This window comes from Brachybacterium sacelli (assembly GCF_017876545.1).
Classification (GTDB): Bacteria; Actinomycetota; Actinomycetes; order Actinomycetales; family Dermabacteraceae; genus Brachybacterium; species Brachybacterium sacelli.
This window is the reverse complement of record NZ_JAGIOD010000002.1, coordinates 1,012,322-1,038,720: the sequence shown is the minus strand read 5'-3', so window position 1 is coordinate 1,038,720 and position 26,399 is coordinate 1,012,322. Positions and strand designations below refer to the sequence as shown.

The window sequence follows — 26,399 nt, the reverse complement described above, 5'->3', positions numbered from 1 at the left end:
GCACTTTTAACCGCGAGACTGCCACTGAATCGGCTGTAAGTGTTCGTGGTGGCCGGCCCGGGGCTGGCTGGCAGGGTTGGTGCTGGTAGCCCGGCGCCCGTCGTGACTCCTGAATCGGCTGACCCCTACGGGGTGTCATTCCCGGGATCTGTCCGGCGGGGGCCGGGTGCCGGCGCCAGCCCTGGCCCACCACGATGGCTTGATCAGAAGCATGTCCACCGCCGGAATCACGATCCCGGCGGCGTGGCTCATTACAGGCCCGCCTCGTAGTGACTCTCATCCTGGGCCGACGCCGGCAACGACGTCCCGTCCCAGCGATTCGAGAGGAACATCGTCATGAACAGTCTGCCTGCCACCGTAGGGGACTTCTACCGATATGTCGTCGGAGTCGACACCCACGCCGCAACCCACTCCTACGCGATCATCAAGGCCCCGAACGGCGGTCTCATCGATCAGAACGTCTTCCCGACCAGCCCTGCAGGGCTGCGACGCGCACGAGACTGGATCTCACGCCGAACCGAAGGCGACCTCGACGATGTGCTGATCGCCGCGGAAGGAACTGGCTCCTACGGGGCAGTTCTCAGCGACGTGCTGCAACAAGCGGGGTACCGAGTCGTCGAGGCACCGACCCCGCGTCGTGCACGAGCCCGAAGCAAGACTGACGCCCTCGACGCGATGCTCGCCGCCCGATCGAGTCTCGTCATGCCGTTGACGAAGTTGCGAGATGGGACTGCCGCACGGATAGGTGACATCTGATCTGGCTTGCCCGTTGGGCGGCCTGGAAGGATGTGCACCATTCCCGCTCCCTACCCTCAGGAGTTCCGCGAAGATGTCGTGCGCGTGGCCCGGTCCCGTGAGGACGGCATCACGATCGCGCAGATCGCGAAGGACTTCGGCGTCCACGAGATGACGCTCCACAAATGGATCCGCCAAGCCGACATCGACGACGGCAACTCCCGGCAAGACTCGTGAGGACTCGACGGAACTGCGCGAGCTCCGCCGCCGGAACCGGTTGCTGGAGCAGGAGAACGAGGTCCTGCGCCGCGCAGCCGCCTACCTGTCCCAGGCGAACCTGCCGGGAAAAGGTTCTACCCGCTCGTGAGCGAGCTCGCCGCTGACGGCATCCCCGTCGCGGTGTCCCTGCGGGTCCTGAAGCTCTCCCGCCAGCCCTACTACCGCTGGCGGAAGCAGCAGATCACCAGGGCCGAGCTCGTCGAGGCCTACCGAGCCAACGCCCTGTTGGACGCCCACCGCGACGATCCTGAGTTCGGCTACCGGTTCCTCGTCGGAGAAGCCGCCGAGGCCGGAGAGGTGATGTGTGAGCGGACCGCGTGGAAGATCTGCCGCGACAACCAGTGGTGGTCCGTGTTCGGGAAGAAGCGCGGCAAGAACGGAAAGCGCCCCGGTCCGCCGGTCCATGACGACCTTGTGAAGCGGGACTTCTCCGCCGATGACGCCAACGAACTGTGGCTCACCGACATCACCGAGCACTGGACCGACGAGGGCAAGCTCTACCTCTGCGCCATCAAGGACGTGTTCTCCGGCCGGATCGTGGGCTACTCGATCAGCGACCGGATGAAGGCCCGTCTCGCGGCGAACGCCCTGGACAACGCAGTATCCAGGCGTCGTGACACCGCCGGTTGCATCGTGCATTCGGACAGGGGATCCCAGTTCAGGTCCCGGAAGTTCGTGCACGCCCTGAACCGTCATCACCTCATCGGATCGATGGGCCAAGTCGGTGCTGCCGGCGACAACGCCGCGATGGAATCGTTCTTCTCGCTACTTCAGAAGAACGTCCTGGACCGCAAGCGCTGGCGGACTCGAGAGGAGTTGCGGATCGCGATCATCACCTGGATCGAGAGGACCTATCACCGCCGTCGCCGACAGGCTCGCCTGGGCCGATTGACCCCCATCGAATACGAGACCATCATGAACCCGGCCGTGAGCCTCGCGGCCTGACACCACAACTGTCACCTGTTCGTGCGGCAGCCCCGAAAGGTCGACGACGGGACCACCAAGACCGGGCGCACGCGCTGGGTGCCGATCCCGGCCACCCTCGAGGCGATGCTTCGCCGTCAGGTGGCCGGGAAGGAGCCCGGAGACCTCGTCTTCGCGGCGGTGCGCGGCGGCGTACTTCGCGAGCGGAACTTCGCCCAGCGCAAGTTCGGGCCAGCAGTCCGGGCCACCGAAGGCGTGCCGAACCACATGTGGGTCTACGACCTGCGGCACACCGCCGCTTCGCTGGCAATCAGCGCCGGGGCGAACATCAAGGCGCTACAGCACATGCTCGGCCACGCCACCGCCGACATGACGCTGAACCGCTACGGCCACCTCTACGAGGACGACTTGGCGTCGCTCTCTTCGGCGCTCGACTCGTCGCTGGCGGTGGTGGCCTGGGGATCGTCCTCTTCGTACATCTCGTCCGGAATCTCGACACCTGCCTCGCTGGCGTACCAGGAAAGCGAGAACGCCGAGTGCATCGCCGACAGCTCCATCTCGGCGTCGGATGCCCACTCAAGGATCAGTTCTCTGCGTCCTTCGAGTCCCGGTTCCGGGAAGCTGTCAGTTAGCGCCATCACCTTTTCGTAGGCACCTTCGTCAAAGGGTCGGAGCTGGTAGGCCACGTTGAACATCGCGGTGATGCTGAATCGGACACGACCCGGGTCGTTGGTGGACGCCGCCATTTCAAGTTCCCTGGTGGCTTCGACAAGCTTCCCCAGCTCGTCGAGGACCAAGACCCGCATCTGCCATCGCAGCTTCTCCTGTCGCAGGAAGGCCTGAATCCGAAGTTGCTTGCGATCGTCATCGACTCGTTGAGCCCTAGCGTGCTTCCGCTCTGACCGCGCGAGCCAGACAGCGACTCCAGCCGCCAGCACCGCGGCGAAGAAGGTCGCGCCTGCATTCACCAGCGTGTCTGCCCACTGGATGCCAGCTCCCCCACCGTCAGATCCCATGAGCGGATTCTACGGTCCTTGCGTACCCGTTGCGTACCGGGCCAAACAGCAGGCTCCCCGGCCAGTGGCCTCTATAGCCTCTGACCGGGGAGTCTTTCGGTGCCCGCGACAGGATTCGAACCTACGACCTTCTGCTCCGGAGGCAGACGCTCTATCCACTGAGCTACGCGGGCCGACCTCGGAAGTCTAGCAACAGGTTCGGGGTGCGGGCGGCATCGGGGCCAGGGCGGCGGCCTGGTGTGAGGCGGACCTCACCGTGGCAGGGGCAGCTGGGCGCCGTGGAGGACCGCCGAGGGATCCGCCGCGATGCGCAGTCCGCTGGGGTCGGCGCCGCCGCGCACCAGCAGGTCACCGACGGCGGCGATCATGGCGCCGTTGTCGGTGCACAGCCGCGGGGGCGGGATCCGCAGCGCGATGCCGGCGGCATCGCAGCGTTCCTGGGCGACCGCGCGCAGTCGGGCATTGGCGGCGACGCCGCCGACGATGACCAGCGTGTCCAGGTCCTGTTCGCGCACGGCGCGCAGCGCCTTGGTCACCAGCACGTCGACCACGGCCTGCTCGAAGGAGGCGGCGATGTCCGCCACGGGCACCGGGTCCCCGGCGCGCTCGAGCTTCTCGACGGTGCGTGCCACGGCCGTCTTCAGCCCGGAGAAGGAGAAGGTGAACGGGGCGTCACCGGGGCGCAGCAGCGCCCGCGGGAAGGTGAAGGCACCCGGGTCGCCGTCCACCGCCGCCCGGGAGATGGCGGGCCCACCGGGGTAGCCGAGACCCAGCAGGCGGGAGACCTTGTCGAAGGCCTCGCCCGCGGCGTCGTCGAGGGTGTCACCGAGATGCTCGATGGGGTCGCGCACCAGGTCGCCGACCGCGAGGATCGAGGTGTGACCGCCCGAGACGATGAGGACGATGCTGCGCTCCGGCAGCGGGCCGTGCTCGAGGGTGTCCGCGGCGGCGTGCCCGGCGAGATGGTGGACGCCGTACAGCGGCACGTCCAGTGCCCAGGCCACGGACTTGGCCGCGGCGAGGCCGACATGGACGGCGGTTGCCAGCCCCGGGCCGGAGGTGGCAGCGACATGGGTGATGTCACCGGCCTCGACCCCGGCGTCGGCGAGGGCGATCCGCAGGGTGGGCACGGCGGCCTCGAGATGGGCCCGGGCGGCGATCTCGGGGACCACTCCCCCGAACTCGGCGTGCTGGGCGGCGCTGGAGGCCAGCCCCTGCCCGAGGAGCATCCCCTCGGAGACGATGCCGAAGCCGGTCTCGTCGCAGGAGGACTCGACCCCGAGGACGACCGGGACGGCGGGGTTCCTCACCGCAGCAGCGACATCGGGTCGGAGTAGGTGCCGGCCTCGTCCATCTTCGCGAAGTGGAGGTGGCAGCCGGTGGAGCGGCCGGTCGAGCCGACGTAGCCGACGGTCTCGCCCTGCTCGACGGTCGCACCGACCGAGGTGTTGAAGCCCTGCAGGTGGTAGTAGCCGGTGACGACGCCGTTGCCGTGGTCGATCTTGACCCGGTTGCCGGAGGCGTGGTGGAACTCGACGGCGACGACGGTGCCGGCCTTGGCGGCCTTGACCGGGGTGCCGCAGGAGGCACCGAAGTCCACGCCGTCATGGCCCTTGAAGTAGCCGAGCACGGGATGCATGCGGCCGCCGAATCCGGAGGTGATGGGGCCGTTGACGGGATCGATGTAGCCGCCGCTGCTGGCGGGGGCGCTCGCTCCGGAGGCGGCGGCCTCGGTGGGCTCCGGCTCGGGGGCCTCGACCTCGATGCCGGTGGCCTCGGCGGCCTTCTCCGCCTCGGCCTTCTTCTCCGCGCTCGTCGGGGACGTGCGCTCCTCGGACCGGGAGGCGTCCTGGTCCGCGTCGCGGGTCTGCGAGGAGGCCGGGGTGACGCTCGCAGCGGATTCCGCCTCGGGGAGCGCGACGGGAGCGGTGGCCGGCTCGTTGCTCTGCGCGGCGGTATCGGCCTGCAGTCGTTGCGCGGCGGCGACGTCAGCGGGGGCGGCGTTATCGTCGATCCCGGCCGCGGCGGCGGCCAGAGGGGCAGCGATCGTGGCGGTCGCGAGGACCCCCAGCACGCCGACCTTCACCGCACTGGCCGGGAGGGCTCCGTCGCGGTGCGAGCCCGGGTTGGCCCGGAGCGTGCGCACCGAGGCGCGTCCGTCGGCGCGATGATTCGCCACGTTCTCGACCTGCTTCCACGTCGACTGCGTTTCCGTACTGTCCGTGATCTCGCGACGCCGGACAGGGGGAAGGACGCGTCGCCGAACAACCCGCCACAATCTACGGGCGGGTCACCCCGGAGGACGAGCAGGTCACCGGGGTCATTGCCAAGTTTTTGCCAAGTCGGCGCGAAGTGTGGCCCGCTCTTGACGACCGAGCCCACCGTGAGTGCGTCGGAGCACCCGCGCGTGTTCGCCGTGGGATCGCGATCACGTCACGAGCACGCGGATCCGTGCCCGGAGCAGCACGGATCAGCTCGGACGCAGGCGCGGCGGTCTACAGTGGCGCCATGTCGACCCCGGACCAGGCAGCTTCATCCACGCCCGTGCGCGTCGTGGTGATCGAGGACGAGCCGACGATCACCCGCGCCATCGCCGACCGGCTCACCGCGGAGGGCTGGGAGGTCACCACCGCCCTCGACGGACCCTCCGGCGTGCGCACCGTCGCCGAGGTGCGGCCCGATGCCGTGGTCCTCGACGTCATGCTCCCCGGCTTCGACGGACTCGAGGTCTGCCGCCGGATCCAGGCCGATGAGCCGGTCCCCGTTCTCATGCTCACCGCGCGGGACGACGAGACGGACATGCTGGTCGGCCTCGGCGTCGGCGCCGACGACTACATGACCAAGCCCTTCTCCATGCGCGAGCTCGCGGCCCGCCTCAAGGCGCTGCTGCGGCGAGTGCGCCGAGCCGGCCCCTCCGCCCCCTCGGAGACCGAGCAGAACGTCGCCCTGCAGTTCGGGGACCTGATCATCGACCGGGCCGGGCGGCGAGTCATGCGCGCCGGCGTGCCCGCGCATCTGACCCCCACCGAGTTCGACCTGCTGCTGTGCCTGGCCAACGCTCCCGGCACCGTGCTGACCCGCGAACAGCTCCTCGCCGACGTCTGGGACTGGATCGACGCCACCGGCACCCGCACGGTCGATTCCCATGTCAAGGCGCTGCGCCGCAAGCTCGGGGCCGATCTGGTGCGCACCGTCCACGGCGTCGGGTACGCGCTGGAGATCCCGGACGAGGACGCCACCGGGGTCCAGGGAGACCAGGTGGACCACGACGGCCAGGTCCCGCCGCTGGACATCTCCTCCCTGCCCACGCCGAACGAGCCCACGACCGACTCGTGAGCGAGCTGCCGCCTGCTCCCGAGGCCCCGCCCGCTCCGCACACCGCGCGGCGTCGGGTCCCTGACCGCCTGGACGTGCGCCCCCTGGATCGCTTCCGCTCCTTCAAGGTCAAGCTCGGGATCCTGGTCGGTGCCGTGGTGTCGGTCGCCGCGCTGCTGACGCAGGTGAGCATCCGGGCGGGGGTCGAGCCGCTGCTGGCGATCCCGCTCGTCGTCCTGATCGCGCTGGTGTTCACCCAGCTGCTGGCGCGCGGCATGACCTCACCGCTGCGCGAGATGACCGGTGCCGCCCAGGCCATGGCCCGCGGGGACTACACCCAGCGCACCCGCGCCACCAGCCGGGACGAGGTGGGCCAGCTGGCGGCGGCCTTCTCGACCATGGCCTCCGAGCTCGAGCAGACCGATCAGATGCGCCGGGACCTGGTCGCGAACGTGTCGCACGAGCTGCGCACCCCCGTCGCCGGCCTGCGGGCCCAGCTCGAGAACCTGGTCGACGGGGTGACCGATCCCGATCCGGCGGCGCTCGAGGTGGCCCTGGCGGAGACCGAGCGCCTCTCCCTGCTGGTGAACCACCTGCTGGACCTGTCCCGGCTCGATGCCGGCGTGGTCGAGCTGGACCTCGAGTCCATCGAGCTGACCCCCTTCCTCCACGAGGTGGTCGACGCGGCCGCGCTCGCCGCCGGAGGGCGCGACGTGCGCTGGATCATCGACGTGGAGCCGCCCGACCTGACGGTCACCGCTGACGCCGCGCGGATCCACCAGGTGATCCACAACCTGCTCGAGAACGCGGCCCGCCACTCCCCCGTGGAAGGGCGGATCCATGTCCGGGCCGCGCGCACCGCCGACGGCGAGGGGGTGTGGATCGACGTGGACGACGAGGGACCCGGCATCGCCCGCGAGGACCGCTCCCGCGTGTTCGAACGCTTCCAGCGCGGCGGCTACGCGGACAGCTCCGGGGGCACCGGCCTGGGTCTGGCGATCGCCCGCTGGGCAGTGGGTCTGCACGGGGGGACCATCGAGGTGCTCGACGACCCCCGCACCGATCGCGCCCCCGACGGACGCTCCTCCCTCATCCGCGTCGTCCTGCCCGATGCCGCGACCTCGACGTGATGTCCCACACCACCGTGCCGACAATCACCGTCGGACGCGCTGTCCGGGGCGTTCCGCAGGGTCTGCTCCGTTAGGCTGGGGACATCCGTACCACTCGACTGTGAGAAGGCTGGCGATCTCAGAGTGTCACAGCAGACACAGGGCTCCGGGACCTCGGAGTTCGGCCCCAATCAATGGCTCGTGGACGCGCTCCGCGAGCAGTGGCACCAGGATCCCTCGAGCGTCGACCCCAGCTGGGCGGAGTACTTCTCCTCCCACGCCGAGGTGACGAGCCCGGATTCTGCTGCCGAGGAGCCCGCCCAGGGCACCTCCACCGCTGCGACGGCGCAGCCGGAGGAGCCCCCGCAGAAGACCGCCGCGCAGTCCTCCGACGACCGCGGCGGATCCGCCGCTCCCGCCGGCGACACCACCGCTCCCGCCGACACCGCCTCGGCACCCGCCCCCTCGGACGCCCCCACCCCCGCGGCGTCCTCTCCTCAGGCCGCCCCCGACGCGGCACCCTCTCAGCGCACGAAGGAACCCGCTCCCGTGAACGACGAGTCCGCGAAGGCCGAACCGACCAAGCCCGCCGTATCGACCACCTCCGACAGGCCGGCCAAGATCCCCACGATCACCTCGCAGATCCCGGCCGTCGAGCTCACCGAGCCCGAGCCCGTCAAGCTGCGCGGACCCGCGGCGGCCGTGGTGCGGAACATGGACGAGTCCCTGAACGTCCCCACCGCCACCTCGGTGCGCGACGTGCCCGTGAAGCTGCTGTTCGACAACCGTGTCGTCATCAACAACCACCTCAAGCGCAATCGCGCCGGCAAGGTGTCCTTCACCCACCTGATCGGCTGGGCGATGATCGAGGCGATCGGCGAGATCACCGACATGAACAACGGCTTCGACGTCGATGAGAAGGGCAAGCCGCTCCTGCTCAAGCGTGAGGACATCAACTTCGGCCTCGCCATCGACATGCCCCGGCCCGACGGCTCGCGCGGGCTGGTGGTCCCGAACATCAAGGGCGCCCAGCGCTTCGACTTCCTCGGCTTCTGGCGGGCCTACGAGGAGGTCGTGAAGAAGGCTCGCGCCGGCAAGCTCACGATGGACGACTTCTCCGGCACCACCGTGTCGCTGACCAACCCCGGCGGCATCGGCACCGTCCATTCCATCCCCCGCCTCATGCAGGGCCAGGGCGTCATCGTCGGCGTCGGCGCGATGGACTACCCCGCGCAGTTCCAGGGGGCGAGCCCGGCGACGCTCGCGGACCTGGCCGTCTCGAAGGTCATGACCCTGACCTCGACCTACGACCACCGGATCATCCAGGGTGCCGCCTCCGGCGAGTTCCTCAAGGCCGTCGGTGACAAGCTCCTGGGCAAGGACGGCTTCTACGACCGCATCTTCGCGGCGCTGCGCCTGCCCTACCAGCCGATCCGCTGGGTGCCGGACAACCCCTTCAAGGACTCGAAGTCCGAGCGCCTCGCCCGGGTCATGGACCTCATCCATGCCTACCGCGTGCGCGGCCACCTGATGGCGGACACCGACCCCCTGCAGTACCGGGTGCGCACCCATCCCGATCTCGACGTCGAGACCTACGGCCTGACCCTCTGGGACCTCGACCGCATCTTCCCCACCCGAGGACTGGGCGGCAAGGACGAGATGACGCTGCGCGACATCCTCGGGGTGCTGCGCGACGCGTACTGCCGCACCATCGGTGTGGAGTACATGCACATCTCCGACCCCGAGGAGAGGGACTGGCTCCAGGACCAGATGGAGACACCGCGCCGCCCCTTCGACAAGGTCGAGCACACCCACATCATGGATCGCCTCAACGCCGCGGAGGCGTTCGAGACCTTCCTGCAGACGAAGTTCGTCGGCCAGAAGCGCTTCTCCCTCGAGGGCGGCGAGTCGGTCATCCCGATGCTCGACGCCGTGCTCCACGGCGCCGCGCACGACGGGGTCGACGAGGTCTGCATCGGCATGTCCCACCGCGGGCGGCTGAACGTGCTCTCGAACCTGGCCGGCAAGAGCTACGCCCAGATCTTCCAGGAGTTCGAGGGCAACTACGGCTCCAACCTCGGCTCGGGCGACGTGAAGTACCACCTGGGCACCGAGGGGAACTACACCTCCCACGACGGAGAGTCCACCAAGGTCTACCTCGCGGCGAACCCCTCCCACCTCGAGGCCGTGAACCCGGTCCTCGAGGGCATCACCCGCGCCAAGCAGGACCGTCTCGAGCGGCCCGAGGACTTCCCGGTGCTGCCGGTGCTCGTCCACGGCGATGCGGCCTTCGCGGGCCAGGGCGTGGTCACCGAGACGCTGAACCTCTCGGAGCTGCGCGGGTACCGCACCGGCGGCACGGTCCACGTGATCATCAACAACCAGATCGGCTTCACGACGCTGCCGGACTCCTCGCGCTCGTCCTTCTACTCCACCGACGTCGCCAAGTCGACGCAGCTGCCGATCTTCCACGTCAACGGGGACGACCCCGAGGCCTGCGTCCGGGTCGCCGAGATCGCCTTCCGCTACCGCCAGAAGTTCCACCGCGACGTGGTCATCGACATGCAGTGCTACCGCCGCCGCGGGCACAACGAGGGCGATGACCCGTGGATGACGCAGCCGCAGATGTACCGGCTGATCGAGAACCTGCCCAGCACCCGCAAGCAGTACATGGAGACCCTCATCCAGCGCGGCGACCTCACCGAGGACGAGACCGAGGCGCTGGTGCGCAACTTCCAGGAGCACCTGGACGAGGCCTTCGCCGCCACCCGGGCAGATGCCTCCGAGGCCGATCCCACCTCGAGCGTCCAGGGCCTCGACCTGCCCTCCTCCCAGCGCCCGCCGGCCGCCCGCCGCGCCGCGACGGACACCGCCGTCGGCACCGGGGTGCTCGAGCGCATCGGCGAGGCCCACGGGGCCGTCCCGAGCTCCTTCACCGTCCATCCGAAGCTCGCCGGCGTCCTCAAGCGGCGTCAGCAGATGTCGACCCAGGGCGGTGTGGACTGGGCCTACGGCGAGCTGCTCGCCTTCGGCTCCGTGCTCATGGAGGGGCGCCGGGTGCGCCTGACCGGCCAGGACACGCGACGCGGCACCTTCGTGCAGCGTCACAGCGTGCTGATCGACCACGAGAACGGCGACACCTGGACCCCGCTGTCGTACCTGTCCGAGGACCAGGCCCGCTTCAACGTCTACGACTCCTCCCTCTCGGAGTTCGCGGCGCTGGGCTTCGAGTACGGATACTCGGTGGAGAACCCCGAGTCGCTCGTGCTCTGGGAGGCGCAGTTCGGCGACTTCGTCAACGGTGCGCAGACGATCATCGACGAGTTCATCTCCGCCTCCGAGCAGAAGTGGGGCCAGAACTCCTCCGTGGTGCTGCTGCTCCCCCACGGCTACGAGGGCATGGGCCCGGACCACTCCTCCGCCCGCATCGAACGCTTCCTGCAGCTGTGCGCGGAGGAGAACATGCGGGTGGCGGTGCCCTCGACCCCGGCCAGCTACTTCCACCTGCTGCGCAAGCAGACGCTGACCGAGCCGAAGAAGCCGCTGATCGTCTTCACGCCGAAGTCGATGCTGCGCAACAAGGCCGCGATCAGCCCGGTCGAGGCCTTCACCGAGGGCACCTTCGAGCCGGTCATCCAGGACTCCACCGTGGACCCCGCAAAGGTCACGAGCGTGGTCCTGGCCTCCGGCAAGATCTACTGGGACCTGGTCGCCCGGCGGCAGGAGCTCGGGAGCGAGAACACCGCCATCGTGCGCCTGGAGCAGCTGTACCCGCTGCCCACCGCCGAGCTCACCGACGCGCTGGAGGCCTACCCGGAGGCATCCCTCACCTGGGTGCAGGAGGAGCCGCAGAACCAGGGCGCCTGGGGCTTCATGGCCCTGAACTTCGCGGTCGAGGTCGGGCGCACCCTGAAGGTCATCGCCCGCCCCGCCTCGGCCGCTCCGGCGACCGGTTCGAACGCCACCCACAAGGCCGAGCAGGAGGACCTGCTCACCCGCGCCTTCGAGTCCTGATCGGCCCCGGAGGGCCGCGGGTTCGCCCCGACCCTCCGGCGCCGATACAGTTGACGTCCCCGTCCCAGGCCCAGGAGGTCCCGGTGCAGACTGTGTCCACATCGTCCGCCCCGGATCCGTCACCCCGGATCCGGATCATCGCGCTCGGCGACGAGCTCCTCGCCGGGATCGGCGACGCCCGTGCGCTGGGATGGCTCGGACGAGCCGTGGCCAGCGAGCAGGGTGCCGCCAGCCGGGTCGACGTGTTCGCCTCGGCCCTGCCCGGGGAGACCTCCGCGTCCCTCGCCGAGCGCTGGGACGACGAGGTGGAGCGTCGCATGGACCGCACCGCTCAGGCCGATGGCAGCATCGACCATCGAGTCGTCCTGGCCATGGGCCGGGCCGACCTCGACGCCGGGATCTCCCTGGCCCGCTCCCGCCTCAATCTCGCCAAGGTCCTCGACGGCCTCGAGCGTCTGCGCATCCCGGCGTTCGTCGTCGGGCCCCCGCCGAGCCGGGACCCGGGAACCACCCAGGGCGCCCGTGAGCTGTCCGGGGCGTTCGAGGACGTCTGCTCGCGGCGACGGATCCCCTACGTCGACACCGTCGGCGGCCTGATCGGCCACGAGCAATGGGAGTCCGACGTCAGCCGCTCGCCCGGCGACCACCCGGGACAGACCGGCTACGGCCTGATGGCCTGGTTGGTGCTGCACGGCGGTTTCGGAACCTGGCTGGGCACCTCGTCCTGACCCCGGCTCCCGGCCTCTTCGCCGGGCACCGCGTGACGTCCACCTCAGCGCACCCGAGCGGGCTCGGACGACGGCGCCGCGCAGCGACCCCTGTGGCACAATCATCAGGTCATCCGGGCGAAGGAAGGAGATCGTGATGAGCAAGCGAGGACGCAAGCGCAAGGCTCGCCGTAAGAACGGCGCGAATCACGGCAAGCGCCCCAACAGCTGACCATGAGGTCGCAGGCCGTGACGTGAGCGAGGGCCCCTCCCCGACGGGAGAGGCCCTCTTTCGCGTCCGGAGCGGATCTGGTGGCTCAGGTGCCGGGGAGCTCCCGCCGTGTGCTGCGGGAGGAGATGCGCACGCTGGTGGATCCGTCGGCGTCGGTGGTGCGGGTGACGGAGACGCTGCGGTACTGCACCGCGATGCGCTCGCGCAGGCCCGACGGTGCCCGGTCCGCGCAGCTGCGGCGCACCAGCTCCTTGATGCGGCGGACCCGCTCCCATTCCTCGGCGCACTCCGGGCAGTCCGCGGTATGGCGCTGCATCCGCTCCACGGTCTCGCGGGGGAGCTCGCCGTCGAGCGCCTCCTCGAGTCCGAAGCGTGGATCGCGCTCGGTGTTCTCGTCCTGGCTCATCGTTCCTCCTCCCGGTCCGTCGATCGGGTCTCGCTGGTCGTGGGGTCGGCTCCCTCGGCGGTCGCGGCCGCCGGGTCCGCGCGCAGGAAGCCGCTGCGGTAGGCGTAGTTGGAGAGCTTCTCACGCAGCTGGCGGCGTCCCCGGTGCAGCCGTGACATCACGGTGCCGATGGGCGTGTCCATGATCTCGGCGATCTCCTTGTAGGCGAAGCCCTCGACATCGGCGAGGTAGACCGCCATGCGGTAGTCCTCCCGCAGATCGCTGAGGGCGTCCTTGACCGCGGAGTCCGGCAGATGGTCCAGCGCCTCGGTCTCCGCCGAGCGCAGTCCGCTGCTGGTGTGCGAGCCGACCTCCGCGAGCTGCCAGTCCTCGACGGTGTCGCTCCAGGCCTCCTTGGGGCGGCGCTGCTTCTGGCGGTAGGTGGTGATGTAACTGTTGGTCATGATCCGGTACAGCCACGCTCGCATGTTGGTGCCGGGCGTGAAGCGGTCCCGGGCGCGGAAGGCCTTCATGAAGGTCTCCTGCACCAGGTCCTCCGCATCATGCGGATTGCGGGTCATCCGGAGGGCACCGCCATAGAGGGAGTCCAGGTGGGACAGGGCCTCGGACTCGAAGTCGAAGTCCTCGGCGCCGTCGGCCCCCTGGTCCGGGAGGCCCTCGGGGCTCGGGGCGGGATCTGTCTGCGTCATCGCCCTCCAACCTACGCCAGGCACACTCCCGACGGAGCGTGTGCGCACCGCTGTGGTCATCCGTCCTCCGTCCGTGCTGGCTCGACCGATCAGTCGGTCCGTCCCGCCGAGCGGTCCCGTCCGTGACGCTCCACGACGGGCCGGTGGCGAACCGGATCCGTCCCATGCAACGTCCCGTGCGGCCCGGTTGTTCCCTGCGCGGTAGTCTGGGCGCCGGTGACCTGCCGTACACGGCAGCACCCGACTTCTCGCACCCGTCAAGAACGTGAGGACACCATGGCCCTGGTCCGCCGCATCGCTCGTCCCCTGCTCGCCGCTCCCTTCGTCGTCGAAGGTGTGCGCACCGTTCTGCGCCCCGAGCGCGAGATCGATGTCTACCCCGAGGCCTTCGAGGCGGTCGACTCCACGCTCTCGAAGTCCTCCGCTCCCGGATTCCTCGACGCGCGCACCATCATCCGTGCCTCGGGCGCCGTCGCCGCCGGGGCCGGTGTGCTGTACGCGACCAATCGCTATCCCCGCGCCGCCGCCGCGACCCTGCTGCTGACGACCTCCGTCGGCTGGGCCGGCCGGAAGAAGGTGTGGGAGCTGCGCGGCGAGGAGCGCGCGCAGGAGATCCGCGCCATCCTCACCGACGCCGGCCTCCTCGGCGGCGTGCTGCTGGCCGTGGTCGACCACGACGGCAAGCCCTCGCTCGGCTACCAGGTGAACCAGTTCGTCGAGCGCAGCCAGAAGAAGGCCGCCGCCAAGCAGCGGGAGCTGGAGAAGAAGTCCGAGCAGCTCGGGAAGAAGGCCAAGGGCGCCGCCGGCACCGCGCAGAAGCAGATCGCCGCGAAGGCAGGTTGAGGCCCGGTGGTCTCCGAGGTGCTGTGGACCGCACCGGTCGCCGACGGACCCGTCGACGCTCTGGTGCGAGTTCCGGGCTCGAAGTCCCTGACCGCCCGATGGATGCTGCTCGCCGCCGCCGCGGACGAGCCCTCCGAGCTGCGCGGAGCCCTGGTCTCGCGCGACACGCGCCTGATGCGGGACGCGCTCGAACGTCTCGGCGCCTCGCTGGAGGTGCACGAGGACTCGCTGCGCGTCACCCCGCTCCCGCCGCCGACGGAGCTCCCCGCGGAGCCGATCGAGATCCACACCGGTCTGGCCGGCACCGTGATGCGCTTCGTGCCGGTGCTCGCGGCACTGCACCACGGTGACGTGCGCTTCACCGGGGACGACGCCGCGCTCGCCCGGCCCATGGGGCCCGTGATCGAGGTCCTGCGCCGCCAGGGTGTCGAGGTCACCGAGCACGGAGAGGCGGGCCACCTCCCCCTCACGGTGCACGGGACCGGTCGCCTCAGCGGCGGCCGGGTCGAGATCGACGCCTCCGCCTCCAGCCAGTTCGTCTCCAACGCCCTGCTGGTGGCGGCCCGCGGCGACACCGACCTCGAGCTCGTCCACACCGGCGCCGCTCTCCCCTCGCTGCCCCACATCGAGATGACGCTGGCCACCCTGCGCCAGGTCGGGATCGAGGGCGCCCATCACGTCGCCGAGGACGGCCGTCACAGCTGGACGGTGCGCCGCGGCACCATCTCCGCGGTGCGCATGGTCATCGAGCCCGATCTCTCCAATGCGGGGCCGTTCCTGGCGGCCGCCATGGCCACCGGCGGCACCATCGCCGTGGACGACTGGCCCGGGACGACCACCCAGCCCGGTGACGCCTACCGGGAGCTGCTGGCCCGCATGGGCGGCGAGGTCTGGCGCGAGGACCGGGCCGTGTGCGTGCGCGGGACCGGCGAGCTGCACGGGATCGACGCCGATCTCTCGGCCGTCGGTGAGCTGACGCCGACGATCGCGGCGCTCGCGGCGCTGGCCGATTCCCCCTCCCGGCTGCGCGGGGTCGCTCACCTCCGCGGCCACGAGACGGATCGACTCAAGGCCCTGGCCACGGAGCTGACAAAGATCGGGGCACGCACCGTCGAGCACGAGGACGGTCTGGAGATCCATCCCGGCCCGCTGCAGGGAGAGGTCTTCGAGACCTACGAGGACCATCGCCTGGCCACGGCCGCGGCCGTCATCGGGCTGCGGGTGCCGGACCTGCGCGTGGTCAACATCGGCACCACCGAGAAGACCCTGCCCGACTTCGTCGGCATGTGGCTGTCCATGCTGCACGCCGAGCCCCTGGCGGACGGCGACGCGTGAGACGGTCGGCCCGCGACTACGACGAGTCCGACGTCCGCGTCCGACCCAGCCGCCGCGGCTCCCGACCGCGGACGAAGGACCGCCCCACGCACGAGGACGCGATCACGGCGCGCGTGGTGGCGGTCGATCGCGGCCGCTGGCGCACCGTGGTCGCCCCCGGCGCCGAGGAGGAGCACACCGTCATCGCGATGCGCGCGCGGGAGCTGGGCCGCTCCCCCGTGGTCCCCGGCGACCTGGTGGGGCTGGTGGGCGACACCTCCGGCCGCGACGGATCGCTCGCGCGGATCGTCCGGGTCCGGGAGCGCAGCTCGTTCCTGCGCCGCAGCGCCGACGACGACGACGCCACCGAACGGCCGCTGGTCGCCAACGTCGACCTCATGGTGATGGTCACCGCCGTGGCGGACCCGGAGCCGCGCGGCGGCATGATCGACCGCTGCCTGGTGGCCGCCTACGTCGCCGGCGTCGACACCCTGCTGGTGCTGACCAAGGCGGATCTGCGCTCCCCCGAGGAGTTCCTACGCACCTATGCCCCCCTCGGCCTCGACCACGTCGTCACCGCCGCGGCGTCCGACGGCGGCGTGGTGGGGCTCGAGGAGCTGCGTGCCCGTCTGGCGGGACGTGTCAGCGTCCTGATCGGACACTCCGGGGTCGGCAAGTCCACCCTGTTGAATGCGCTGGTGCCGGGCACCGACCGTGCCATCGGTGTGGTCAACGACGTCACCGGCCGCGGCCGCCACACCTCCTCCTCGGCCCTGGCGATGCGACTGCCCGACGACGACGGCTGGGTCATCGACACCCCCGGGGTGCGGTCGTTCGGATTGGGTCATGTCGACCCCGACGCGCTGCTCGAGGCGTTCACCGACCTGGCCGCCCTCGCCGAGTCCTGCCCCCGCGGATGCACCCATCTCGAGGACGCCCCCGACTGCGCGCTGGACGCGCTGGTGGAGGCCGGGGAGGCCGGCAGCGCGGGACCGGCCCGACTGGCGTCCTACCGCCGACTCGCCGTCACGCTGCGCCGGAACGACCCCTGGGACCTGTGAGCGCACGGGATCGGCCCGTGCCCGCGTCGCTGCCCGCCCGCGGGCTCCGGCCGCTCTAGGGTGGGGCGCATGTCCAGCCGCTATGCCGATGATCTGCGCCTCGCCCACGTGCTCGCCGACGCCGTGGACCAGCTGACCATGTCCCGCTTCAAGGCGCAGGACCTCGAGGTCTCCACGAAGCCCGACCTGACCGAGGTCACCGACGCCGACACCGCCGCCGAGAAGATCGTGCGCTCGCAGCTGGCCCGCTCCCGCTCGCGCGACCAGGTGATCGGCGAGGAGTTCGGGACCACGGGCGCCTCCCCGCGCCAATGGGTGATCGACCCGATCGACGGCACCAGCAACTTCGTGCGCGGCGTGCCGGTGTGGGGCACGCTCATCGGCCTCGTCGAGGATGGCCGTCCCGTCGTCGGCCTGGTCTCCGCCCCCTCCCTGTCGCGGCGGTGGTGGGGCGGCCACGGCGTCGGCTCCTGGACCGGCTCGCGCATCAACAACGCCTCCCGTCTCGCGGTCTCCCACATCGACACCCTCGAGGAGGCCTCGCTGTCCTATTCCTCGCTGCACGGCTGGGCGGACCACGACCGGCTCCCCCAGATGCTGAACCTCATGCAGCGTTTCTGGCGCACCCGGGCCTACGGCGACTTCTGGTCCTACATGCTGGTGGCCGAGGGCGCCGTGGACGCGGCCTGCGAGCCCGAGCTGGCGCTGCACGACATGGCCGCGCTGGTGCCCATCGTCACCGAGGCCGGCGGCCGCTTCACCTCGCTGAGCGGCGAGGAGGGGCCCTTCGGCGGCAGCGCCGTGGCCACCAACGGTCTGCTGCACGAGGAGATCCTCGAGGCTCTCACCCCGCGGGAGGCCTGAGCGGCCTGTCGGCCACCTGAGCGCCGCCGTCACCCACCCAGCGGCGGGCGGATACCATGAGGTGACCCCGCGCGGCTGGACCAGTCCGTCCCGCGCGCCCGTACCCGGACCCTCGGAGGATTCGCCTCATGACCGTCAAGCGCGTCGCACTGCTCACCGCCGGGGGCTACGCCCCGTGCCTCTCCTCCGCCGTCGGCGGGCTGATCGAGCGCTACACGGAGCTGGTCCCGGACGTCGAGATCATCGCGTACAAGCACGGCTACTGGGGTCTGCTCTCCGGTGAGAAGATCGTGGTCGACGACGAGGTCCGCGCCCACGCCGGGGTGCTGCACGAGTACGGCGGCTCCCCCATCGGCAATTCCCGGGTGAAGCTCACCAACACCAAGGATCTCGTCGGCCGCGGACTGATCGCCGAGGGTGAGGACGCGCTCGAGGTCGCGGCGAACAAGCTGGTCGCGGACGGTGTCGACGTCCTGCACACCATCGGCGGCGACGACACCAACACCACCGCGGCCGATCTGGCGAAGTACCTCCACGAGAACGATTACGACCTGCAGGTCGTCGGTCTGCCCAAGACGATCGACAATGACATCGTGCCGATCCGCCAGTCCCTCGGCGCCCAGAGCGCCGCCGAGCAGACCAGCGTCTTCGCCCAGAACATCATCGCCGAGCACGGCTCGAACCCGCGCATGCTGATCATCCACGAGATCATGGGTCGCGCCTGCGGGTACCTCACCGCGCAGGCCGCCGAGTACTACCAGCAGTGGCACGCCCGGCAGCAGTGGCTGCCCGGGATCGGCCACACCCCCGAGCGCTGGGACGTCCACGCCGTGTTCCTGCCGGAGCTGGCCCTGGACATCGACGGCGAGGTCGAGCGCCTCAAGGCGGTCATGGATGAGGTGGGCTGCGTGAACATCTTCCTGTCCGAGGGCGCCGGCATCCCGGAGATCATCGCCGAGATGCAGGCCCGCGGCGAGGAGCCGGAGAAGGACCCCTTCGGTCACGTGAAGATCGACAAGATCAATCCCGGCCAGTGGTTCGCCGACCAGTTCTCCGCCAAGCTCGGTGCCGAGAAGTCCATGGTCCAGAAGTCCGGCTACTTCTCGCGCTCCGCGAAGGCCAATGCACAGGACCTGCGCCTGATCAAGTCGATGACCGACCTCGCCGTGCAGGTCGCTCTCGAGGGCGGCGCGGGCGTCATCGGCCACGACGAGGGCAACGCCGGCGTGCTGCGGGCCATCGAGTTCGAGCGCATCGCCGGCCACAAGGCCTTCGACATCACCCAGCCCTGGTTCCACGAGGTCATGGAGCGCACCGGGCAGAAGATCGTCCCTGCCGAGGCCCACTGATCGACCGCCGCCTGCCCCGCCCGTTGCTGCGCCGATGACCACCGCGCGGCGGCCCCGGGTGCGGACCTGGCGTCGCCGGCTCCGCGCGCTCGCCCCACCGGGACGGGCGCGCGAGGCGATGGCCGGGGCACCGCCCGAGGGTCCCGGGCCGCATGGCGATTCCGCCGGGCCCACCGCCGCTTCCTCCTCCGCGCCGCCGATCCGCGAGCTCGTCTCCCCCGGGCCGGGCGCCACCGGGTGGCGGCTCGACACCGGGCCGCTGACCGGGCCGCAGCTCCTGCGACCTCGACAGGGTCGTCTCGGGGACTGCTGGGTGATCGCCCCGATGCTCGCGATCCATGAGACCGCCCCGGAGCGGCTGACGAACCTGCTGTCCGCGCAGGATGACGGCACGGTCACCGTGCACCTGCCGGCCGTGAGCTCACCGATCAGGGTGGATCGGCACCTCCCGGTCGCGGAGTCCGGCGCCTTCGTCGGCGCCCGCCGTGACGGGGCGGGTCCCGGGTGGGTCGGCGTGCTCGAGAAGGCGATCGCCGCGCACGTCGCCGGCGGCTACGGCGCACTGCAGCGCGGCTTCGCCCGCTTCGGGCTCGAGCTGCTGCTGGGTCTGCGCGTGCGCACGCTGCTGCGACTGCCGTCGGCGGCGCGGATAGCCCAGTGGCGCCGGGAGGGTCGCGCGCTCACCGCCTCGACCCATCCCTTCAGTTCTCTGGTCGCCACCGCGCACGGTCCGCTGCCGCCCTCGCACGTGTTCGCCGTGGTGGGCGCCGATCCGGCCGGCGGGCACGTGCACCTGCGCAATCCCACCCGGCCGGGGCGGCTGCTGGTGGTCGATGCACGCACCTTCCGTCGCGGGTTCCTGTCCCTGGACGTGACGCCGCCGCTGCGCTGAACGAACCGCGACCTCGCCGGTCTCCTCGACGAAGGGTGGCCGATCGCCTCCCGCGCGTCGGGTCAGCTGCGGGCAGGATCCACTCCGGCGAAGGCCGCCAGCCAGGCATCGGCGATCAGGCGGTGCCCGGCGATGGTCGGATGCACCCCGTCCGCTGCGAGGGACTCCGGGGTGTGCCCCACCGTCCAGGCGCTCTCCACGACCTTCTCGAGGTCGACCACCGGGTGCTGGAACTCCCGGGCGAGGTCGCGGATGATGCGGACCTTCTCATCGAGGTCCTCGTGGATGCGGGCGATGTCCTCGCTGACATCGACGGCGAACGGGAGGACCAGCAGCACCGGGGCCGACGGCCGCGTGGCGGAGAGCTGGTCCAGCAGGAAGCGGTAGCCCTTCTCGAAGGCCTCCGGCGTGACCTGCTGGTCCTCACCCAGGACGTAGCGGTGCCAGGCATCGTTGACCCCGACGAAGATCGTGACCACCTGGGGATCGTGGTCGAGACAGTCCGGGCTGAAGCGCGCGACGAGATCGTCGACCTTGTTCCCGCCGATCCCGCGATTGACCACGCGAGCGGTGGGCTCGTGGGCGGCGAAGTGCTCTGCCAGCAGGCGCACATAGCCGTAGCCCAGGGAGTCGGGGTCCTCGGTGCGAGAGCAGTCGGTGATCGAGTCCCCGATGAACAGCAGTGTCCGGGGCGCAGGGAGGTAGGGCGTCGTCATGCGGCAATCCTGCCAGAGCACGGGAGCCGTACGGCCCGGACACGGAGTACCCGCCGGAGCCTCCCACCACCGCATCGGCGGGAGAGCGCTGTGGGGAGCTCGCCCCTCATCCCGCCGGCGGACGCCACATCGGCCACATGTGCGGTCCCTCCGGCAACGTCAACGGGGAGCCGAGCTCGGTATAGCCGAGCCGTGCGTACAGCTCCCGATTCGCGTGACTGGAGGCCTCGAGATAGCCCGGGACGCCCTCCTCGTCGAGCACGCGATGGTGATGCTCGAGCAGTGCCGTGCCGCGGCCGCGCCCCTGGTGACCGGCACGGACGGCGAGGAAGGCCAGATGATGATGCGGGGCCTCCGGATGGTGCCGTGCGAATGCCTCGTCGAGCATCTCGAAGTGCGCGATGTGGGCACCGCAGGCCCGGCGCAGGCGCTGCGCGTATCGGGGCGGCTCGGGCAGCGGCACGGTGAGATCGAACCAGACCGCCACGCCGTGCCCGTCCGTGGTCATGTCGAGTCGGCCGTGCTCGAGCGCGTGGGCGACCAGGATCGCGAACTGGGAGCTCATCGCCTCGAGCCGCTCACCAGGATCGGGGACGAGCCACACCGCCACGTCCAGCGCATTGAACGCGGTCGCTATGAGGCGCGCGACGTCCTCGGCCTCCACCTCGCCGTTCTTCACCCGGGCGATCCCCACGTCGTTCATCGTTGCACCCGGGGCCCGGCAGCACGTGCTCCGTCCCGGTCCGCGCGAGGTGCGGCCTCGGGTCCGGCCCCCACGGCGGCGTACACCTGTGGCCGCTTCCTGGCCAGGACCAGGCCCCAGCCGATACCCGCCAGGCCGACCACCCCGTAGATCGTGGGGATCAGCCACGGCAGCACCGAGCCCGGCGGGGTGCCGAGCAGACCGTCGAAGTTGACCAGCGCCGCGCTGAGCACGAGGACCAGGACCACGACGGCGGCGACCGGGGCGACACGGGTGGACCAGATCCCCTCCGTGAACGTGCCGCGGGCGAAGAACCGCACGATCGCCAGCGCGGTGATCACCAGGAGGATCAGAACACCCAGCCCGCCCGAGGTTCCGCCGTAGAAGAAGAGCCGGACCTGCGGGTCCAGGCCGGTGACGGCGAAGAGGACGATGACGAGAAGCCCGATCGTGCTCTGCACCGCGGACGCCGCACGCGGTGCCGAGGACCGCGAGGAGGTGCGCCCCAGCACGGAGGGCAGGGCACCGTCGCGGCCGAGCGAGAACATGTAGCGGGCCACCGTGTTGTGGAAGGAGACTGCGGCCGCGACGATGCTGGTGATCAGCAGGATCTGGGCGAGGTTCGCGACAGTGGCCCCCAACTGGGCACCCGCCAGTGAGAACAGCACCTCGACACCCTGCTCGCGGGAGACCGCCACGATGTCGTCCGTTCCCGTGGCGACGGTCATCGCCCAGGACGCCAGGGTGTACAGGAGCGCGAGGGCCGCGACGGAGAGGTACGTGGCGCGGGGGACGGTCCGGAGCGGGTCACGGCTCTCCTCCGCGTAGACGGTCGCCGCCTCGAAGCCGATGAAGCCGAGCACGGCGAGTCCGAGGATCGCCCCGGAGCCGGGACCGACCAGCCCCGCGGGAGACAGCGCCTCGACGCTGATCAGGCCGTCGGCAGGATGCAGCAGGTTGGAGACGCTGAGGACGAGGATGATGGCGACCTCAGCGACCAGCAGGATCGCCAGGAACCTGCCGTTGACGTCGACCGCCTGCTGCCCGAGCAGCGCCACGAGGGCCCAGACCAGCAGGGCGATGCCCCACCACGGCACGAGGACGCCCGTCCACCGCTCCAGCAGCGGGGCGGCCGAGGAGCCCAGCAGCCCGTACAGCCCCACCTGCAGGGCGTTGTACCCGAGCAGCGCGATCCAGGCCCCGCCGACTCCGACGGGTCGGCCGATGCCGCGAGCGATGTAGGCGTAGAACGCGCCGGCGTTGGTCACGTACCGGGCCATCCTCACGTAGCCGATCGAGAACAGCATCAGAACGGCGCCGATGACGAGGAAGCCGACAGGGATCCCGATGAGGCCGGTCATGGCGAATCCCGTCGTCACCACCCCGGCGACGACGGTCATCGGCGTGGCGGCGGTGACGATGAAGAAGACGACGGAGGCCACACCCAGCCGGTTTCCGGCGAGCGAGGTGGTCGACGGGGAGGGGGACGGGGTGTCGCCGGTGGGCACGAGGACTCCTGAGGAGAGTCACGGAACAGGGACGGCAGCCGTGCCGCCCGACCGACGCGCGGCGGCGCCGGCGTGCCGGAGCCTCCTTGATCGGGCCTCGCACCGAGCGTCATCGTGATCGTGGCGTCCCGGCTGCGAGTGGGTGTCCACGGCGGCGTCCCGGAGGGACGTCCCTGGTGCAGGTGAGGTGAACGACGATCCTGCCCCACGGGCGCCGGATTGACAAGGATTCACTGGCCTCTCGCACCCGCAATGCAAGAAACCCCTGGTCAGTGTTTCCACTGACCAGGGGTCTTCTTCTCGTAGCGGGGGCAGGATTTGAACCTACGACCTCCGGGTTATGAGCCCGGCGAGCTACCGAACTGCTCCACCCCGCGGCGACATGCACTACTTTACGGCCCTGGTCGTGCCGCGTCCAACCGAAACCCCCCGAACGTGCGCCACGCCACGTCCATACGCCGTTCACCTGCGTGGACAGCAGGACGCCCGACCTCCCACGGTCGGTGACCGGGGAGATCGGGCGTCCTCGTGCAGGGCTCAGGCCACGGCAGGGATCAGCCCCCGCCTCCGTCCGAGGGCGCCGGGGTGCCGGTGCCCTCGAGCTCCTGGTTGGCAGCGACGGCGCGGCTCAGGGCGTCGGCGACCCTGTCCTGTGCCTCGCCGTAGGCGGCCCAGTCCCCGGCGGCCATCGCCTCGTCGGAATCGGCTACCGCGGCGTCCATGTCTGCGAGCGCCTGGTCGAGCCGCTCCTGGGCGGAGCCGGCATCCCCGGCCGGGGCCTCGCCCTCGGCCGACTCGTCGCCGCCGGAGGCGTCCCCCTCCCCCTCGGGCGTCTCGACCGTGCCCTCACCGGTCTCCGCGTCGACCGCGCCGGAGGCACCGTCGGGATCCGAGACCGAGGCGTCGCCGGCGCTCGCCCCCGAGTCGCCGCCGAAGACCAGGTCGAGGGCCTCGTCGAGCGTCGGGGCGAAGCCGATCTTCTCGCCGAAGGAGACCAGCACCATCTGCAGCAGCGGATACTGCGTGCCGCCGCCGGAGGCGGAGGACTGCAGGTAGACGGGCTGGACGTACAGCAGACCGCCGCCGACGGGCAGGGTCAGCAGATTGCCGTTGATCACCTCGGAGTTGCCCGACTGCAGCAGATTCAGCGCCTGGGAGACGTTCGGTTCGGAGTTGAACGTCGCCTGCACCTGCCCCGGGCCGTTGACCGGGTTGGTGGGAGGCAGCACCAGCAGCTTCATGTCACCGAAGCTGTCGGCCGGATTGCCCTCGGCGTTCCCGGTCTCGGAGTCGACGGCCAGATAGCCGGTCAGCACGTTCTGCCCCTGGGCCGGGATGAAGCTCGAGGAGAGCGTGAATCGCGGGTCCTGGGTGCCGGGCATCTGCATGGTCAGATACATCGGCGGCTGCGCGGCCTGCTCGCCCGTGCTGCCGTCGGCATTGGTCGGTGCCGGCTGCGTCGGGTCCGGCGGGACCTGCCAGAAGTCCTGGGCGCCGAAGAAGTCGTCCGCCTCGGTGACGTGGTACGTGCCCAGCAACTCGCGCTGGACCTTGAAGTAGTCCGCCGGGTAGCGCAGGTGGCTCATGAGTTCCCCGCTGATCTCGCTGGCGGGCTTCAGCGCGTCCGGGAACACCTCTTCCCAGGACTTCAGGATCGGGTCCTCGGTGTCCCAGGAATAGAGCTCCACGGAGCCGTCGGAGGCGTCGACCGTGGCCTTGACGGCATTGCGCATGTAGTTCGCCGAGCGCTCGCGATTCTGTGCGGACTCCCCGGGATCGGTCTGGGAGTCGTTGATCGAGGAATCGAGGTCGGCGGTGCGCGAGTACGGGTAGGCGTCGGTGGTGGTGTACCCGTCGACGACCCACACCAGCTCGTCGTCGACGACCGCCGGGTACATCTGGGAGTCCAGCGACAGGAACGGGGCGACCTCGCGCACGCGGTCCTGCGGATCGCGGTCGTAGAGGATCTGCGACTCCTCATTGAGATAGTCGGAGATGAGGATGTTCGGGTCACGGAACTTGATCGAGTACAGCAGCTGGTTGAGGAAGCCGCCGACGGAGGGGCCGCCGTCACCTTGGAAGGTGTTGTTGACCTGCTCCCCACCGTTCTCGCCGTCGGTGCCGGACTGGTAGTCGAACTCCTCGGGCTCATGCCCTTCCGGGGCACCGACGATCGAGTAGTCCGGGGAGTGACGGCCGAAGTACACCCGCTCCTCGTAGTCGCCGAAGGCGCCCTCGCCCGGGACGCCGGACTGCAGGAAGCTCGGCTCGCCGTCCGCATTGCGCTGGTTGCCGTACGCGGCGGCCGTGCCGTAGCCGTGGGTGTAGATGATGTGCTGGTCGACCCAGGAGCGCGTGTCGAGCTCGAACTTGTCAGGGCGCAGCTCGCGCACGCCGAGCACGGTGTCCTGCAGCTCGCCGTCGATCTCGTAGCGGTCCACGCTGAGCACGTCGTCGAAGCCCCAGTAGCGGCGGTTCGCCTCACGCTGCTCGAAGGTGGGCGAGATGATGTTGGGATCCATCAAACGGATCTGCGCAGTGGTCGAGGCGTCCTCCCGCAGCGCACCCGGCTCGGCGTCGGTGCTCGCCGTGTAGGAGACCTCCTCGACGTCGTCGATGTTGAAGGCGGCGCGGGTGGCGTCGATGTTGCGCTGGATGTACGGCTGCTCGAGGGTGCGCTCGTTGGGCTGGACCTGGAACTGCTGGATCGCCCAGGGGTAGAGGTTCCCGACGGCCAGCGTCGACAGGATCATCAGCCCGGCGCCGATCGCGGGGATGCGCCAGTCGGAGCGGAAGATCCACAGCACGAACAAGGCCGCCACCACGATCGCGGAGATCGCGAGGATCGTCTGGGCGGGAAGGATCGCGTGGACGTCCGTGTAGGAAGCGCCGTGGAAGCGCTCGTGCTGGTTGACCAGCATGTCGAAGCGCTGGAACCAGTGGCCGGCGCCCAGCAGCAGCACGTAGATCGCGGCCAGCACCCCGAGATGACGCCGTGCCGAGCGCGTGACCTCCAGCCCGCTCTCCTGGCCCCAGGCGACACCGCCGTAGATGAAGTGGCCGATGAGGGCACCGACGATCGCCACCAGCATCACGAACTGACCGAAGGAGACGACCAGATCGATCACCGGCAGGGTGAACACGTAGAAACCGACGTCGTTGTGGAAGATCGGGTCGGTCTCCCCGAAGGACTGCGGATGCATGAACAGCTGCACGTCCTGCCACCGGCGCGAGGCCGCCAGCCCCCCGAAGGCCCCGATGATCAGCGGCGCCGCGATGGTCAGGCCCCGGCGCAGCGGGTCCACCGCGGTCCGGAACTGCTCGAGGGCCTCCTGCTCGCGCGTGACCGGCGGATAGATGGGGCGTTTGACGTAGGCGATGCGCAGGCTGAAGAACAGCGGGATCGCGAAGAGCACGAACCCGATGAAGAACAGGACCGCCTGCGTGATCCACCGGGTCGTGAGCACGTCGGTGAACTCGAGCTGATCCATCCACAGGTACTTCGTCCACACCTCGGAGGCGATGACCAGCAGGATGACCAGGGCCACGACCACGATCGCGGAGATGCCCAGCGGCGAGATCCTCCGAGGTGTCGATGCGCTGGCGTCGGGGGCCGGACGCGGGCGCGGCCGGGGTGTGTCGCCGAAGGGGGCGGAGAAACTCACGGAAAACCTCGGTGCCTCGGTGTCGGGGACGCTGGCGTCGCTGCGGCCTCGCAGAGGC

Annotated in this window: 21 protein-coding genes, 2 tRNA genes and 2 pseudogenes; 14 read left to right on the top strand and 11 right to left on the bottom strand. The window is 70.1% G+C overall.

The features are described 5' to 3' along the window. Positions 1-336: 336 nt before the first annotated feature. The 3 genes and pseudogenes from JOF43_RS19070 to JOF43_RS23310 all read left to right on the top strand — a co-directional run. Entirely contained in the window at positions 337-756 is a 420-nt protein-coding gene (locus JOF43_RS19070) for an IS110 family transposase (protein ID WP_209904684.1), read from the top strand. Between the two features lie 39 nt (positions 757-795). Then, positions 796-1,959 (top strand): annotated as a pseudogene (locus tag JOF43_RS19065) (IS3 family transposase). A gap of 105 nt (positions 1,960-2,064) precedes the next feature. Next, positions 2,065-2,277: pseudogene (locus JOF43_RS23310) on the top strand (site-specific integrase); the annotation flags it as partial. Positions 2,278-2,333: 56 nt separating this feature from the next. On the opposite strand, the gene JOF43_RS22785 reads toward JOF43_RS23310, so the two are convergent. From JOF43_RS22785 to JOF43_RS23215, 4 genes are all read right to left on the bottom strand, one after another. Then, positions 2,334-2,954: a hypothetical protein gene (locus JOF43_RS22785; protein WP_245354613.1), complete on the bottom strand. Its 621-nt coding sequence runs from the start codon at positions 2,952-2,954 to the stop codon at positions 2,334-2,336. A gap of 100 nt (positions 2,955-3,054) precedes the next feature. Beyond that, positions 3,055-3,127: transfer RNA gene (locus JOF43_RS19055), tRNA-Arg, on the bottom strand. A gap of 78 nt (positions 3,128-3,205) precedes the next feature. Further along, positions 3,206-4,264 carry a tRNA (adenosine(37)-N6)-threonylcarbamoyltransferase complex transferase subunit TsaD gene (gene tsaD, locus JOF43_RS19050; protein ID WP_209904679.1) on the bottom strand — a complete coding sequence of 353 codons (1,059 nt, stop codon included), beginning with the start codon at positions 4,262-4,264 and terminating at the stop codon, positions 3,206-3,208. Beyond that, positions 4,261-5,133: a M23 family metallopeptidase gene (locus JOF43_RS23215; RefSeq protein WP_342592233.1), complete on the bottom strand. Its 873-nt coding sequence runs from the start codon at positions 5,131-5,133 to the stop codon at positions 4,261-4,263. Before JOF43_RS23215 ends, tsaD begins: the two co-directional genes overlap by 4 nt. Positions 5,134-5,462: 329 nt before the next feature. Here JOF43_RS23215 and JOF43_RS19040 point away from each other — a divergent pair, with 329 nt between their 5' ends. The 5 genes from JOF43_RS19040 (at position 5,463) to JOF43_RS23305 (ending at position 12,331) form a co-directional block, all read left to right on the top strand. Next, positions 5,463-6,290, top strand: a complete 828-nt coding sequence (locus JOF43_RS19040) for a response regulator transcription factor (RefSeq protein WP_209904677.1) — start codon at positions 5,463-5,465, stop codon at positions 6,288-6,290. Continuing rightward, positions 6,287-7,399: a sensor histidine kinase gene (locus JOF43_RS19035; RefSeq protein WP_377782465.1), complete on the top strand. Its 1,113-nt coding sequence runs from the start codon at positions 6,287-6,289 to the stop codon at positions 7,397-7,399. The genes JOF43_RS19040 and JOF43_RS19035 overlap by 4 nt, the downstream gene beginning before the upstream one ends. 123 nt (positions 7,400-7,522) lie before the next feature. Beyond that, positions 7,523-11,392 carry a multifunctional oxoglutarate decarboxylase/oxoglutarate dehydrogenase thiamine pyrophosphate-binding subunit/dihydrolipoyllysine-residue succinyltransferase subunit gene (locus JOF43_RS19030; protein ID WP_209904675.1) on the top strand — a complete coding sequence of 1,290 codons (3,870 nt, stop codon included), beginning with the start codon at positions 7,523-7,525 and terminating at the stop codon, positions 11,390-11,392. Positions 11,393-11,475: 83 nt separating this feature from the next. Further along, complete coding sequence (locus JOF43_RS19025) at positions 11,476-12,120, top strand: GDSL-type esterase/lipase family protein (RefSeq protein ID WP_209904673.1); 645 nt, start codon at positions 11,476-11,478, stop codon at positions 12,118-12,120. Positions 12,121-12,256: 136 nt separating this feature from the next. Continuing rightward, positions 12,257-12,331, top strand: a complete 75-nt coding sequence (locus JOF43_RS23305) for a 50S ribosomal protein bL37 (RefSeq protein WP_369832988.1) — start codon at positions 12,257-12,259, stop codon at positions 12,329-12,331. Between the two features lie 85 nt (positions 12,332-12,416). On the opposite strand, the gene rsrA is transcribed toward JOF43_RS23305, so the two are convergent. Together rsrA and JOF43_RS19015 are read right to left on the bottom strand one after the other, a co-directional pair. Then, positions 12,417-12,737, bottom strand: coding sequence for a mycothiol system anti-sigma-R factor (rsrA, locus tag JOF43_RS19020; RefSeq protein ID WP_209904671.1), 321 nt, complete (start codon positions 12,735-12,737; stop codon positions 12,417-12,419). Continuing rightward, a complete protein-coding gene (locus JOF43_RS19015) occupies positions 12,734-13,426 on the bottom strand; it encodes a sigma-70 family RNA polymerase sigma factor (protein WP_209904669.1) in 693 nt (230 codons plus the stop codon). The genes rsrA and JOF43_RS19015 overlap by 4 nt, the downstream gene beginning before the upstream one ends. Before the next feature lie 276 nt (positions 13,427-13,702). Between JOF43_RS19015 and JOF43_RS19010 the strand changes: the two genes are divergently transcribed. The 6 genes from JOF43_RS19010 to JOF43_RS18985 all read left to right on the top strand — a co-directional run bounded on the left by JOF43_RS19010 (position 13,703) and on the right by JOF43_RS18985 (position 19,749). Next, positions 13,703-14,269 (top strand): hypothetical protein, encoded by a 567-nt coding sequence (locus JOF43_RS19010; RefSeq protein ID WP_209904667.1) that lies wholly within the window; start codon positions 13,703-13,705, stop codon positions 14,267-14,269. 6 nt (positions 14,270-14,275) lie between these two features. Beyond that, positions 14,276-15,604, top strand: a complete 1,329-nt coding sequence (gene aroA, locus JOF43_RS19005) for a 3-phosphoshikimate 1-carboxyvinyltransferase (RefSeq protein ID WP_209904666.1) — start codon at positions 14,276-14,278, stop codon at positions 15,602-15,604. Beyond that, positions 15,601-16,644 (top strand): ribosome small subunit-dependent GTPase A, encoded by a 1,044-nt coding sequence (gene rsgA, locus JOF43_RS19000; protein ID WP_209904664.1) that lies wholly within the window; start codon positions 15,601-15,603, stop codon positions 16,642-16,644. Before aroA ends, rsgA begins: the two co-directional genes overlap by 4 nt. 69 nt (positions 16,645-16,713) lie before the next feature. Next, entirely contained in the window at positions 16,714-17,508 is a 795-nt protein-coding gene (locus tag JOF43_RS18995; protein WP_209904662.1) for an inositol monophosphatase family protein, read from the top strand. Between the two features lie 128 nt (positions 17,509-17,636). Then, the gene (locus JOF43_RS18990; protein WP_209904660.1) at positions 17,637-18,857 is read left to right on the top strand and encodes a pyrophosphate--fructose-6-phosphate 1-phosphotransferase; all 1,221 of its coding nucleotides are present in this window, start codon (positions 17,637-17,639) and stop codon (positions 18,855-18,857) included. Between the two features lie 34 nt (positions 18,858-18,891). Next, entirely contained in the window at positions 18,892-19,749 is an 858-nt protein-coding gene (locus JOF43_RS18985) for a C2 family cysteine protease (protein WP_209904658.1), read from the top strand. A 62-nt stretch (positions 19,750-19,811) separates the two neighbouring features. Here JOF43_RS18985 and JOF43_RS18980 read toward each other — a convergent pair whose 3' ends face one another. The 5 genes from JOF43_RS18980 to JOF43_RS18960 all read right to left on the bottom strand — a co-directional run bounded on the left by JOF43_RS18980 (position 19,812) and on the right by JOF43_RS18960 (position 26,341). Beyond that, entirely contained in the window at positions 19,812-20,465 is a 654-nt protein-coding gene (locus JOF43_RS18980) for an SGNH/GDSL hydrolase family protein (RefSeq protein WP_209904656.1), read from the bottom strand. 106 nt (positions 20,466-20,571) lie between these two features. After that, on the bottom strand, positions 20,572-21,168 hold the full coding sequence (locus JOF43_RS18975) for a GNAT family N-acetyltransferase (protein ID WP_209904654.1): 597 nt from the start codon (positions 21,166-21,168) through the stop codon (positions 20,572-20,574). After that, entirely contained in the window at positions 21,165-22,676 is a 1,512-nt protein-coding gene (locus JOF43_RS18970) for an APC family permease (RefSeq protein WP_209904652.1), read from the bottom strand. Before JOF43_RS18970 ends, JOF43_RS18975 begins: the two co-directional genes overlap by 4 nt. Before the next feature lie 303 nt (positions 22,677-22,979). Next, positions 22,980-23,053: transfer RNA gene (locus JOF43_RS18965), tRNA-Met, on the bottom strand. A gap of 177 nt (positions 23,054-23,230) precedes the next feature. Further along, positions 23,231-26,341, bottom strand: a complete 3,111-nt coding sequence (locus JOF43_RS18960) for a UPF0182 family membrane protein (protein WP_209904650.1) — start codon at positions 26,339-26,341, stop codon at positions 23,231-23,233. Between the last annotated feature and the right edge of the window lie 58 nt (positions 26,342-26,399).